The organism is Arthrobacter sp. FW306-2-2C-D06B (genome assembly GCF_021789175.1).
In the GTDB taxonomy this organism is placed as follows: Bacteria; Actinomycetota; Actinomycetes; order Actinomycetales; family Micrococcaceae; genus Arthrobacter.
This window is the reverse complement of sequence record NZ_CP084560.1, coordinates 2,892,954-2,906,323: the sequence shown is the minus strand read 5'-3', so window position 1 is coordinate 2,906,323 and position 13,370 is coordinate 2,892,954. Positions and strand designations below refer to the sequence as shown.

Here is a 13,370-nt window from a genome sequence, read left to right as displayed (position 1 = left end):
GAGATAGCCGTGGCTGTTCCCAAGCGGAAAATGTCTCGCGCAAATACACGCGCCCGCCGTGCCCAGTGGAAGGCAACTGCCCCCAACTTGGTCAAGACCATCGAAAACGGCCAGGTTGTTTACAGCCTGCCGCACCAGGCAAAGGTCGTCACCGACTCTGCCGGGACTGCGCTGTTCCTTGAATACAAGGGCCGCAAGGTCGCTGACGTCTAAATCCGCCACTAGGCTGACAAGGATGTCTTCAACTGAAGAGCTTCTGAAGCGTCTCGGTGTCTCCATTGACGCCGAGACGCTTCGTCTTGCTCTGACACATCGTTCATACGCGTATGAAAATGGCGGGATTCCCACCAACGAGCGCCTCGAGTTCCTGGGCGACTCCATCCTGGGCTTCTCCGTGACCGATTCGCTGTACCGCGACAACCCGGCGCTGCCGGAAGGCGAACTCGCGAAGCGACGCTCCGCCGTCGTCAGCACCCGCGCGTTGGCGGGTATCGGCCGGGACCTCGGCATCGGCGAATTCATCTACCTCGGGCAGGGCGAAAGGCTCACCGACGGTAAGAACAAGTCCTCAATTCTTGCGGACACCATGGAAGCGCTTATCGGCGCCACGTATCTTTCCAACGACATTGAGACCGCCCGGCAGCTCGTCATGCGGCTCGTTGGACCCTTGCTCAAGGACGCCGCAGCCCTGGGTGCAGGCACCGATTGGAAGACCAGCATGCAGGAGCTTGCCGCGAGCCGCCAGCTCGGGTCCATCTACTATGCAGTCGAAGGCTCCGGCCCGGACCACGCGCGCAGCTTTGAGGCAGTGCTCCAGATCGGTGGCACCGCCTACGGCAAAGGCACGGGCCACTCCAAAAAGGAAGCCGAGCAGGAAGCCGCCGCGGATGCGTGGCGCACCCTCAACAGCAAGGTCACGCTCAACAGCAAAGCCGACTCTCCGGCTGATCCTGCGCACAGCGCCTGATTCCACATGCCGGAACTGCCCGAAGTCGAAGTGGTCCGCCGCGGCCTGGCACGTTGGGTGCGCGGCCGGACCATCAGGGCCGTGGAGGTCCTCGACCCCCGTTCCATCCGCCGCCACGCGTTGGGCACGGAAGACTTCATCGGCAACCTTGAGAACTCCACGGTTTTGGATGTCGTCCGCCGCGGTAAGTTCCTGTGGATGCCGTTGAGGACCGAGGAACCCCATAGGACGGGCGGTACCGTCGAAACGATGCCCGGCGTCGCGCTGATGGCGCACCTCGGTATGAGCGGGCAGCTCCTCATGCAGGACCCTGAGGTCCCCGATGAGAAGCACCTCAAAGTCCGTCTCCGTCTCAGCCGCTCCGACGGCATGCCCGAGGAGTTGCGGTTTGTGGACCAGCGGATCTTCGGCGGACTGTTTGTCACGTCCCTTGTACCGACCTCCGACGGCGGTCCCGGCGGCCAGGGTGAGACGCCACTTCCTGAAATTGCCGAAGAAGCCTCGCACATCGCGCGCGATCCGCTGGATCCGCGCTTTTCCTTTGACGAGTTCTACCGCAAGGTCAAAGCCCGCAAGACCGGGCTCAAGCGCGCACTGCTGGATCAGGGTGTCATCTCGGGGATAGGCAACATCTACGCCGATGAAGCCCTCTGGCGGGCCAGGCTCCACTATGCCAAACCCACAGACACCCTCAAGCGGGCCGATGCCGTGAGGCTCGTCGACGCCTCGAAGGAAGTCATGAGCGACGCGCTCGCCGCCGGTGGGACGAGCTTTGATTCGCTCTACGTCAATGTCAACGGAGCTTCGGGATACTTCGCCCGGTCCCTGGATGCCTACGGCCGGGAGGGGGAGCCGTGCAGGCGTTGTTCCGCCGTTGGACTTCCCGGTGTGATTAAACGGGAGCAATTCATGAACCGCTCCTCGTACACGTGCCCCGTTTGCCAGCCGAAGCCGCGCAACGGCCGCTGGTAGGACGGATCCGCCGGTTTGCCCCGCAAATCCGGGGAATTCCGCCGTCGGGCAGTAGATTGAGAGCGGGAATTCAGCCACTGCCGCCATTGAAAGTGATCCGAAACACCTTGCATCTGAAAAGTTTGACTGTCCGGGGATTCAAGTCGTTCGCGTCGGCCACGACGTTCGACTTCGAGCCGGGCGTCACGGCCGTTGTCGGCCCCAACGGTTCGGGCAAGTCCAATGTGGTTGACGCGCTGGCCTGGGTCATGGGCGAACAAGGTGCGAAGACCCTGCGCGGCGGCAAAATGGAGGACGTCATTTTCGCCGGCACGTCGGGTCGGCCGCCCCTGGGCCGCGCGCACGTTGCGCTGACGATCGACAATGCCGACGGCGCCCTGCCGATCGAATACAGCGAAGTCACCATTTCCCGCACACTGTTCCGGACCGGAGGATCCGAGTACGCCATCAACGGCTCGCCATGCCGCCTCCTGGACATCCAGGAGCTGCTCTCGGATTCAGGTCTTGGCCGGGAGATGCACGTGATCGTGGGGCAGGGGCAGTTGGACCGTGTCCTGCACGCCACCCCCGAGGACCGCAGGGGATTCATTGAAGAAGCCGCAGGCATCCTCAAACACCGGCGTCGCAAGGAAAAGACCGTCCGCAAGCTGGAAGCCATGCAGGCGAACCTGCAACGCCTTGGTGACCTCACGGCGGAAATCCGCCGTCAACTCACGCCGCTCGGCAAACAGGCCGAAGTCGCCCGCCGCGCCCAAACCGTGCAGTTCGACGTCCGCGACGCCAAGTCCAGGCTCTTGGCCGATGATCTCGTCCAGCTCACCCGGACGTTGGAGAAGGACGTCGCCGACGAAGCCGCGTTGAAGGAGCGCCGCGAGGTGGTCGAAGCGGAGCTCGGCGCAGGCCGTCAGCGCCAGATCCGACTGGAGCAACTCGCGGCTGAGGCCACTCCCAGACTCAATGCCGCCAGGGACAACTGGTACCGGTTGTCGGCAACCCGGGACCGGCTCCGCGCCCTGGGATCGCTTGCGACCGAGCGCCGCCGCCTCCTCGGTGCCTCCGATGCCGCCCCGGATTCTGGCCGCGACCCGGACCACCTGGACCGCCAGGCCGCCCGGGTCCGGCAGGAACAGGCGGAGCTGGAGCATGACATCTTGGCGAAGCAGGCAGGCCTGCTCGAAGCCACGGCGGCCAGACAGGAAGCCGAGAACCTGGCCGCGGCCGAGGACAAACGCCTGACGGCCGTATTGCGTGCGGCAGCCGATCGCCGTGAGGGCCTCGCGAAACTCGTAGGCCAATTGGCTGCCGCACGCTCCAGGGCCGAGGCGGCCGAGGCTGAGCGGGGCAGGCTCAGGGACTCGCTGGCAGCCGGTGAGGAACGCCGTCGGCACGCACAAAGTGAGTTTGCGGCCCTCGAGTCGCAGGTGGCCGGCGTCGAAGAGGGAGAAGAAAGCCTCGACGCCGAATATGAGGACGCCAGCGCCCTTCTTGACGAGATCAACGCCGAAATCGAAGCGTTGAAAACTGCCGAACGCGATGAAGTCCGCGAACGCGATGCGCTCACCGCCCGCCGCGATGCTTTGCAGCTTGGACTCAACCGCAAGGACGGTTCTTCGCGGCTTCTGTCCTCGGACCACCCTGGAGTCCTGGGTTCGCTTGCTTCCCTCCTGACGGTGGAGCCCGGGTACGAGACGGCCGTTGCCGCAGCACTCGGCACTGCTTCGAACGCCGTCGTGGTGGCAGACAGTGCGGGGGCCGTCGCCGCGATGCAACTGTTGAAGGACGCCGACGCCGGACGCGCCTCGCTTTTGGTGGCAGGCGCTGGACCCTCAGCGGATCCCGAGCCTGGCCTGCGGGAATTGCCGATGCTGCCTGACGGTGCGCGCTGGGCCGCCGCGTTGGTGGCGACTGACGCCCCCGAAGCGAGTGGCGCAAGGACCCTTCTGGCGTCCACCGCCGTCGTCGACGACTTGTACGCGGCGGCAAGCCTTATTGCCGGCAACCCGGAGCTTACCGCGGTGACCCGCGAAGGCGATGTCTTCAGGGCCCTGACGGTGGACGGCGGATCGGCGACGGCGCCGTCGCTTCTTGAGGTCCAAGCCGCAGTGGACGACGCCGACACCCGGCTCCTGGAGCTCACCACCCGTCTCGAGCGGGGAAAGTTCGCCCTGGCTGGAGCCGAAGCCCGCCGGGCCGATGCCCGGGAGCGGGCGAACGCGGCCCTGGACAAACTCCACGACTCGGATGCCCGCTTGGCCGCCGTCGCGGAACGGCTTGGTCACCTGAATTCCCAGTTGCGCAGCGCCGTCGCGGAACGCGATCGAATGGCGGAGTCCCTGGCCAAGGCCGAACTGAACATCGCCGTGGCCGAGGAATCCCTTGAGCTTGCGGCGGAACGGCTGGCCGCGGCAGAGGAAGCCCCCCAGGAGGAGGAGCCTTCCACAGAGCAACGCGACGCCTTGGCCAGGGCTGCCAGCGAAGCCCGCTCCCGTGAGATGGAGGTCAGGCTGGGCTTGCGGAGCGCCGAGGAACAGCTCGCCGCGACCAGCAACCGGGCCGCTTCCCTGGAGCGGGCCGCCGCGAGCGAACGGCGGGCACGTGAGGAAGCCGCGCGCCGGGCTTTGCGACGCAAAGCCCAAGCCGAGCGGGCCTCGGCCGTTGCTTCCGCCGTCGAACAGACCGTACGTTTCGTTGACGTTTCAGTGGACCTCGCCGCCCGCGCCCGCGATCTCGCCGAGGCAGTGCGGGAGCAGCGCGAGAAGGAGCTTGCTGACGTCCGGAGCAGCAACGAGAAGTTGGCCCAGGAGCTGGCGGGACTGACTGATTCTGTGCACCGCGACGAACTCGCACGAGCCCAGCAACGGCTCAGGATTGAAGCGTTGGAAACGCGGTCCATCGAGGAGCTGGGCCTGTCGGCGGAACAACTCGTGGCCGACTTCGGTCCGGAGCAGCCCGTTCCCGTGCCCGCCGCTACCGTGGACAAGTGGGCCGAACTCCGCGCACCCGTGGACGAAGACGGGAACGCCATCGTCGAGGGTGTTCCCTTTGTCCGCGCCGAGCAGGAGAAGCGGCTCCGCAAGGCTGAACGGGACCTCTCCGCCCTTGGCAAAGTGAACCCCTTGGCGCTGGAGGAATTTGCCGCACTCGAGGAACGCCACCAATTCCTGAGCACGCAATTGGAAGACCTCAAATCCAGCCGCAAAGACCTTTTGGACATCATCAAGGAAGTGGACAACCGCGTCCAGCAGGTCTTTGCTGAAGCCTTCGCCGATACATCCAAGCAGTTTGACCATGTCTTTGCGCGGCTCTTCCCCGGCGGGGAAGGCAAATTGGTGCTGACGGATCCCGATGACATGCTGACCACCGGCATCGAGGTGGAGGCAAGGCCGGCCGGCAAGAAGATCAAGCGGTTGTCCTTGCTTTCCGGTGGCGAACGATCGCTGACGGCTGTCGCGTTGCTCGTGGCGATTTTCAAGGCGCGGCCTTCGCCGTTCTACGTCATGGATGAAGTGGAAGCCGCTCTCGACGATACGAACCTGGGCAGGCTCATCACGATTTTCGAAGAGCTGCGCGAGTCCAGCCAGCTGATTGTCATTACGCACCAGAAGCGGACCATGGAGGTCGCGGATGCCCTCTACGGAGTGACTATGCGGGGCGACGGCGTGTCCACCGTCATCAGCCAGAGGCTCGGTGCCGAGGTCTAGCTTTGTGAGAAGCTAGGGGAGTGAACGATCTCCTCCCCATTATTTTGTCCATTGTCGCTGCCATCGTGGTGGTCGGAGGGCTGATTCCTGTCCTGCTCAAGGCGCGGAAGTCTGCCTCGACTTACGCTGGAACGCGCGACGCCAACGATCCTGTTGACAAGACGCCGGCAGGCGGCGGAACGATCGTCGACGACGCCCCGGGGACCGCGCCGGACAGCACGGCGCCCGGACCCGTCGTCGAGCCCGCCGACCTTGCCGTGCCGGAGACCGACGTTCCGGATGACGCCGCGGGACTGGAACTCATCCAGGTGGAGACCCCCGCGCCTGTCGAGGGCCGCCTCAACCGGCTTCGGGCGCGACTGGTCAAATCCAACAGCATTCTCGGAAAGGGGCTCCTGGCCCTGCTTTCGAGCGACAAGATCGACGAAAACGTCTGGGACGAAGTAGAAGAAACACTGCTCCTTGCCGACCTCGGCACCGAGCCCACCATGCAGCTGGTCGATGCCCTGCGTGCACGGGTAAAAGTGCAAGGCACCCGCAGCCCGGAGGACGTCAAGGCACTCCTGCGCGAGGAACTCATCAAGCTCGTGGACCCGACCATGGACCGCAGCCTGAATGTGGAACGCAAGGGAGCCCACCCGGCCATCATGATCGTCGTCGGCGTCAACGGGGTCGGTAAGACCACCACCGTCGGCAAGCTCGCGCGGGTTCTCGTCGCCGAAGACAAGGACGTCCTGCTGGGCGCGGCCGACACTTTCCGTGCGGCGGCGGCTGAGCAGCTCGCCACGTGGGGCCAGCGTGTCGGCGTCGCGACCGTCAGGTCGCACGTCGTCGGCGCGGACCCCGCCTCTGTCGCCTATGAAGCAGTCAAGGCCGGCATTGAGCAGGAAGTGGATGTCGTCATGATCGACACTGCGGGTCGCCTGCAAAACAAGGTGGGCCTCATGGACGAGCTCAGCAAGGTCAAGCGCGTCATCGAGAAGCTGGCCGAAGTGGACGAAGTCCTTCTGGTACTGGACGCGACCACCGGCCAGAACGGCCTGAACCAGGCCAAGGTCTTCTCCGAAGTAGTCAACATCACGGGAATCGTGCTCACGAAGCTGGACGGCACCGCCAAGGGCGGGATCGTCGTCGCCATCCAAAAGGCCCTTGGCGTGCCGGTCAAGCTCGTCGGCCTCGGCGAAGGACCCGACGACCTCGCGCCATTCGAGGCCGAAGCCTTCGTCGACGCCCTGCTGAACTAACCGCTTACTGCCCAACTAGCTCGCAGTTGTTGTCGTTTTGAAGGCTCATAACGACAACAACTGCGAGTCAGTTGGGTGAGGCGACGCTTTCCGGGCCGCGCTGCATCGGCTCGCGTGCCGCGGACCAGCCGACGGCGGCGAGCAGGAGGATGCCGCCCGTTGCGCCGAAGGCCCAACCATAGCCAAGCCCATCGGCCAGGAGGCCGACCAGGACCGGACCCACGATGGCTCCGGCGTCGGAGGCCATCTGAAAGGCCGCCAGCACTTTGCCGCCGGAGCGGCCACGACCGATGATGTCCCCGACGGCGGCCTGCTGGGCCGGGTTCAGCAAGCCGGAGCCGAAGCCGGCCGCGGCAGACGCCGCGAAAAACGCGGGAAGATTGCCGGACAAGCCGATGGTGGCCGTGGCCAGGCCGGTGACGACCAAGCCCAGCAGCATCATGGGCTTGCGGCCGAAACTGTCAGCCATCCGGCCGGAGAAGGTCAGCGCCAGCGCGTTTCCCCCTGCAAACACCGCCAGGGCCCACCCCGCCGAGGCCGATCCTCCGGCCAGCACAACCACGGCGAACAATGGCACCGTAGCCATGCGTACGCCGAAGGTCGCCCAGCCGTTGCTGAAACTGGAGAACAGGGCGGCCCGGTAGGCAGAATCGCCCAAGGCCTCCTTCATGCGCATCGCCGGTCCCGCCGCGCCGCCTTGCTTCGCTGCACCTGAACTGCCCGTCAGCTGCGTGCGTACAACCAGGGCCGCAAGGACCAGGGCCGCCGCGTAGGCGAGGAACGGGACGCGCAGGCCGAAGCCGGCCAGCAACCCGCCAACCACGGGCCCCAGGACGCTGCCGATCAGGAAGGCGGAGGCGTACGCGCCGGAGACCCGTCCACGGCTTTCCGGAGGGGCGAGCATGATCAACAGGCCCATCGCGGCAACGGTGAACATCACGGACCCGGCTCCGCCAAGGCCCCGGAAGACCAGCAGTTGCCAATAGTTCTGGGCGAAGGCGCAGGCCGCCGTCGACGCCGCCACAATCAGCAGCCCTGCAATGTACACCGGACGTTCGCCGAAGCGGCCCATCAGGGCACCCCCGGCCGGAGCGAACACCAAGCGCATGAAGGCGAAAATACTCACGATCACCGCGGCTGCCGTCGCCCCGACGTCGAAAGTCGTGGCGAACTGGGGGAGCACTGGCGCCACGAGGCCAAAACCCAGCGCAATCAGGAACGCCGCCGCCAACATCACCTTGATGTCCCGCGGCATTGCAGCCTTCGCGGCCCTCGCTCCTTGATTGGCGGGGGATTCGGGGCTTGCGGTCATGGTGTCGGGGTCCTCTGGGTAGTGGGAACGCGGGGAAAGTGGAACTGACGAAACATATCCGTAACAACGGTGATATGCACCATTTACGTTCGAGAAGTTCTTGTAACAGCCCCGCAATCTAAAACCTTCGCAGGTGAAACACTGCCCCGCAAAACTCTTACATAGAACGCAAATGCGTTGGGACAGGCGGCTCAGCCCGCATCTAAAAGCAGAGAGGACGCAGACATGGACTTCACCGCCGGTCTCGTTTGGCTCCTGGTCGCATCAGCCTTCGTGCTGTTCATGACCCCGGGCCTGGCATTCTTCTATGGCGGCATGACCCGTGCCAAGGCCGCCTTGAACATGATGATGATGAGCTTCATCGCCATCGGCACAGTGACCCTTGTATGGGTTCTATGGGGCGCCTCGATGTCCACGAGCAACACGGACAACTTCTTCCAGCTCTTCGCAAACCCGTTCAGCCACTTCGGTCTGCACAACTTCACGGATCCCGCTGACCTCCTCAAGGTGGGCTATGCGGCCACCTTCGCGATCATCACCGTGGCCCTGATCTCCGGTGCCATCGCGGACCGTGCCAAGTTCTCGGCTTGGACGCTCTTCACCCCGATCTGGGCCACCCTGGTCTACGCACCCATGGCTTACATGGTGTGGGGCGGCGGGCTCTTCTCCAAGGACGGCTGGTTCGGCCAGACTTTCGCCCCGGTCATCGACTTTGCCGGTGGCACCGTGGTGCACATCAACGCCGGTGTGGCCGGCCTGATCCTCGTCCTGATCATCGGCAATCGCAAGGGCTTCGGCAAGGACCCGAACCACCGCCCGCACAACGTGCCCCTGGTCATGCTCGGTGCTGCCATCCTCTGGTTCGGCTGGTTCGGCTTCAACGCCGGTGCAGCAGCAACCGTGGAGCAGGCGGGCCTCATCTGGATCAACACCCTGACCGCTCCGGCAGCCGCCATGCTCGGCTGGCTTATCGTGGAGCGCATCCGTGACGGCCACCCCACCTCGCTCGGCGCTGCTTCAGGTGTCGTCGCCGGTCTGGTCGCCATCACCCCGGCTTGTGCCAACGTTTCCCCGCTCGGCGCCATCGCCCTCGGTGTTGCGGCCGGCGTTGCCTCGGCCCTCGCCGTCGGCCTGAAGTTCAAGCTCGGCTACGACGACTCCCTGGATGTCGTCGGCGTCCACCTCGTGTCCGGCATCATCGGCACGGTGGCCATCGGCTTCCTCGCCACCCCGACCCAGGGTGCAGCCGGCCTGTTCTATGGGGGAGGTACGACCCAGCTGGTCGCACAGTCGCTTGCGGCACTCTGCTCGATCGTCTTCACAGGCGTCATGACCTTCATCATCGCCTACCCGATCCACAAGCTCATGGGCTTCCGCATCTCCGAACGCCAGGAGATCGCCGGTGCGGACCTCAGCCTGCACGCCGAAACGGCATACGAGTTCGGCGTCGGAGGCCACGGCGGAAGCTTCCAGCCCCTTCACGACCTCATCACGGGCAAGGTATCGTCCGAAGCAGCTGACGAAGCATCCGTATCAGGCAAGGAGAGTGTCCAGGCATGAAACTCATTACGGCGATCGTCCGACCGGAGAAGCTCGACGCCATCCGCGAGGGGCTCGAAGCATACGGGGTACAGGGACTGACGGTTAGCGCCGCCAGTGGCTACGGCCGGCAGCGCGGCTACACCGAGGTGTACCGCGGGGCTGAGTACAACGTGGACCTGCTTCCCAAGATCCGCGTGGAGGTCCTTGCCACGGACGAGCAGGCAGACGACATCCTCGACGTCCTGATTGCCTCCTCCAACACCGGCCGTGCCGGTGACGGCAAAGTCTGGACCGTAGACGTCTACGAAGCTGTCCGTGTCCGCACGGGCGAGCGAGGCGCAGCAGCCATCTAAGGCACCAAAGCAAAGAGGGGCCGGGTACCTGGAAAGGTACCCGGCCCTTCTGGCATGTGCGCTTCCGAAGGAGCGCGGCCGCTTGCTTAGCCCTCGACGGCGGTGGGCCAGTCCACGGGACCGGGCCCGCCGGCGTCGTACTCTTCGAGCGGCACGGAATCCTTGGCCCAGGCCTTGATCACGGGCTCGATGATCCGCCAGCAGTCAACGGCGGTGTCGCCGCGGACTGAGAGCAGGGGATCGCCGGTAATGACGCCCTCGAGCACTTCTCCGTAGGGCAACAGATCGGACGCATTCAATTCCGCGTTGAGGGTCACACGATCCAGCGTGAAGATGTTTCCGGGACCATTGACTTCGACATCGAGCTGCAGGGTGTCCGGACCGAAGCCGATGCGCAGCTGGTTAGGGGAGTCCACGCCCTCGAATCCGGTCGGCAGATGTGGAACGGGCCGGAAGGTGACGATCGCCTCTTTCCGCGCGGCACCCAACGCCTTTCCAGAGCGCAGGATGAAGGGGACGCCTTTCCAGCGCCAGTTATCGATTCCCACTTCGACTTCGGCGAGCGTCTCGGTTTCCCGGGCAGGGTCCACGCCCTCCTCCGCGACATAGTCCGGCACGTCCCGGTCGCCGATCCGGCCGGCTGTGTAGCGCGCCCGACGGGTGGACTTCTTGTAGGGCGCAGTGATGCTGCTCGCACGCAGCACCGCTGAAATCGAGTCGCGGAGATCGCGCTCGCCGATGCTTGAAGGGGCATCGATGGCCAGCAAAGCCATGATGTGGAGCAAATGGCTCTGGATCATGTCCTTGAGGGCGCCGGCTCCGTCGTAGTAGCGCGCACGCCCTTCGAGGGCGAGGTCTTCGTCGAAGATGATCTCCACCTTCTCGATGTGGTCCCGGTTCCACACAGGCTCCAGGAACCTGTTGGCGAAGCGCAGGCCCAGGATGTTGAAAACGGTGGCCTTGCCCAGGAAGTGGTCCACGCGGTGGATGTGGTCCTCCGGGACCAAAGCGGCGAGCGTCTTGTTGAGGTCCCGGGCGGATTCGGAGCTGGATCCGAAGGGTTTCTCCAGCACCAAGCTTGTTTCGGGAGGAAGCTCCTGCGCGGTGAGGACCTCGCAGGCCTTCTGGCTGATGTGCGGGGGCAAAGCGAAATAGACGGCGATTGGTGCTTCAAGCCCGGCCAGGAGCGTCGCGAGCTGGCCGTCCGCCGTGACATCCAGTTGATGGTACTCAGTGCTTTTCTCCAGGGCAGCGATTGCTTTCCTGCCCTCGGCGCCTGCGCCATGGGCGGCCTCCTCGAACGCACCACTGACGCGTTTGCTCCATTGCTGGGGCGTCCACGCATCGGATCCGGCTCCGACAAGCTTCAGCCCATCTGCGAAGCCGCCGGCCACGAGCCTGGCAAGGCCCGGCAACAGCAATCGGCCCGTCAGATCTCCGGAGGCGCCTAGGATGAGCAACGTATTTACTGTTGTTTTGCTGGTCACTGTGCCAGCATGCCATCTTGCAGGCGCGTCTTGGTACCCTAGATAGTCGAGTCCCTCAGTTGAGTCAGATTTGTTTGGGGCAGGAATCGTCAAGATATTGGTGCGTCGGAACGGCCGCCATTCGTAGACCATTGAAAGAAGTGCACGGCGCGTGTTCAATTCACTCTCTGACCGGTTGACAGCAACCTTCAAGAATCTCCGTGGCAAAGGCCGCCTCACTGAGGCCGACGTCGACGCCACCGTCCGGGAGATCCGGCGTGCCCTTTTGGACGCCGACGTTGCCGTGCCCGTGGTCCGCGAGTTCACAGCCCGCATCCGTGAACGCGCCCTGGGCGCCGAGGTTTCCGCGGCCCTGAACCCGAGCCAGCAGATCGTCAAGATCGTCAACGAGGAGCTCCAGGAGATCCTGGGCGGCGAGACCCGTCGCATCCGCTTGGCGAAGACCGGCCCCACCATCATCATGCTCGCCGGCTTGCAGGGTGCGGGTAAGACCACCCTTGCGGGCAAGCTTGCCAAGTGGCTCAAGGCCCAAGGCCACAGCCCCGTGCTGGTTGCCGCCGACCTCCAGCGTCCCAACGCCGTGACGCAGCTCCAGATTGTCGGCGAACGCGCCGGTGTTCCCGTCTTCGCTCCGCACCCGGGCACCACCTCGGATCTGGATGTTCCCACCGGCGACCCGGTCGCCGTCGCACGCGCCGGCGTCGACGAAGCCCGGCAGAAGCTGCACGACGTCGTGATCGTGGACACCGCGGGCCGCCTCGGCGTCGACGCCGAAATGATGGACCAGGCGCGCCGCATCCGCCAGGCGATCATCCCGAACGAAGTGCTGTTCGTGATCGACTCCATGATCGGCCAGGACGCCGTCAACACGGCGGTTGCCTTCGATGAAGGCGTCAACTTCACGGGCGTCGTGCTGTCAAAGCTCGACGGCGACGCGCGCGGTGGTGCCGCCCTCTCGGTAGCGTCGGTCACCGGAAAACCGGTCATGTTCGCGTCCACCGGCGAAGGCCTCGACGATTTCGAACTGTTCCACCCGGACCGCATGGCTTCCCGCATCCTCGATATGGGTGACGTTCTCACCCTGATCGAGCAGGCGGAGAAGAACTGGGACAAGGATGAAGCGGCCCGGATGGCGAAGAAGTTCGCCGACCAGGAAGACTTCACCCTGGACGACTTCCTCGCCCAGATGCAGCAGATCCGCAACATGGGCTCCATGAAGAAGATGCTCATGATGATGCCGGGTGCGCAGAACATCCGCCAGCAACTGGAGCAGTTCGACGAGCGCGAAATCGACCGCGTGGAGGCGATTGTCCGCTCCATGACCCCGCACGAGCGTTTGGCTCCGAAGATCATCAACGGTTCCCGCCGCGCGCGCATCGCCCGTGGTTCCGGTGTCCACGTCTCCGAGGTCAACGGCCTCCTCGAGCGTTTCGCGCAGGCTCAGAAGATGATGAAGAAGCTGGCCCAGGGCGGCGGCATGCCCGGAATGCCGGGCATTCCCGGCCTCGGTGGCGGCGGTTCCCGCAAGGCGAGCAAGAACGCACCCAAGAAGAAGGCCCGTTCCGGAAACCCCGCCAAGGCGGCCCAGGAATTGCGCGACGCGGAGAACAAGCGGGCGAAAGCCGTTCGCACCGGCGCGTCATTCGGCCAGCCTTCCGGCGACTTCGACCCGTCCCAGCTGAACCTGCCCAAGGGCTTCGACAAGTTCCTCGGCGGCAAGTAGCCATTCCTCCCAACTGACTGGCAATACATGTCGTTTTGAGGGCTCAGAACGGCATCTATTGCTAGTTAG

The 13,370-nt window shown here is 64.6% G+C and carries 10 protein-coding genes; 8 read left to right on the top strand and 2 right to left on the bottom strand.

Annotated features, from left to right (window positions below; all coding sequences use genetic code 11):
- Positions 1–9: 9 nt before the first annotated feature.
- The 5 genes from rpmF to ftsY all read left to right on the top strand — a co-directional run bounded on the left by rpmF (position 10) and on the right by ftsY (position 6,884).
- The gene (rpmF, locus tag LFT47_RS13545) at positions 10–213 is read left to right on the top strand and encodes a 50S ribosomal protein L32 (RefSeq protein ID WP_028264646.1); all 204 of its coding nucleotides are present in this window, start codon (positions 10–12) and stop codon (positions 211–213) included.
- A gap of 22 nt (positions 214–235) precedes the next feature.
- Positions 236–967 (top strand): ribonuclease III, encoded by a 732-nt coding sequence (rnc, locus tag LFT47_RS13540; protein WP_236811550.1) that lies wholly within the window; start codon positions 236–238, stop codon positions 965–967.
- Positions 968–973: 6 nt separating this feature from the next.
- Complete coding sequence (gene mutM, locus LFT47_RS13535; RefSeq protein WP_236811548.1) at positions 974–1,939, top strand: bifunctional DNA-formamidopyrimidine glycosylase/DNA-(apurinic or apyrimidinic site) lyase; 966 nt, start codon at positions 974–976, stop codon at positions 1,937–1,939.
- A gap of 107 nt (positions 1,940–2,046) precedes the next feature.
- Entirely contained in the window at positions 2,047–5,640 is a 3,594-nt protein-coding gene (smc, locus tag LFT47_RS13530) for a chromosome segregation protein SMC (protein ID WP_236811546.1), read from the top strand.
- 20 nt (positions 5,641–5,660) lie between these two features.
- The gene (ftsY, locus tag LFT47_RS13525; RefSeq protein WP_236811544.1) at positions 5,661–6,884 is read left to right on the top strand and encodes a signal recognition particle-docking protein FtsY; all 1,224 of its coding nucleotides are present in this window, start codon (positions 5,661–5,663) and stop codon (positions 6,882–6,884) included.
- Positions 6,885–6,951: 67 nt separating this feature from the next.
- On the opposite strand, the gene LFT47_RS13520 is transcribed toward ftsY, so the two are convergent.
- Entirely contained in the window at positions 6,952–8,196 is a 1,245-nt protein-coding gene (locus LFT47_RS13520; RefSeq protein WP_236811543.1) for an MFS transporter, read from the bottom strand.
- A gap of 225 nt (positions 8,197–8,421) precedes the next feature.
- Here LFT47_RS13520 and LFT47_RS13515 point away from each other — a divergent pair, with 225 nt between their 5' ends.
- Both LFT47_RS13515 and LFT47_RS13510 read left to right on the top strand, forming a co-directional pair.
- Complete coding sequence (locus tag LFT47_RS13515; protein WP_236811540.1) at positions 8,422–9,756, top strand: ammonium transporter; 1,335 nt, start codon at positions 8,422–8,424, stop codon at positions 9,754–9,756.
- Complete coding sequence (locus tag LFT47_RS13510; RefSeq protein ID WP_028264639.1) at positions 9,753–10,091, top strand: P-II family nitrogen regulator; 339 nt, start codon at positions 9,753–9,755, stop codon at positions 10,089–10,091. The genes LFT47_RS13515 and LFT47_RS13510 overlap by 4 nt, the downstream gene beginning before the upstream one ends.
- Positions 10,092–10,177: 86 nt before the next feature.
- Here LFT47_RS13510 and LFT47_RS13505 read toward each other — a convergent pair whose 3' ends face one another.
- A complete protein-coding gene (locus LFT47_RS13505) occupies positions 10,178–11,578 on the bottom strand; it encodes a glucose-6-phosphate dehydrogenase (RefSeq protein WP_236811538.1) in 1,401 nt (466 codons plus the stop codon).
- A 151-nt stretch (positions 11,579–11,729) separates the two neighbouring features.
- Between LFT47_RS13505 and ffh the strand changes: the two genes are divergently transcribed.
- Entirely contained in the window at positions 11,730–13,301 is a 1,572-nt protein-coding gene (gene ffh, locus LFT47_RS13500; RefSeq protein ID WP_236811536.1) for a signal recognition particle protein, read from the top strand.
- The last annotated feature ends 69 nt before the right edge of the window (positions 13,302–13,370 follow it).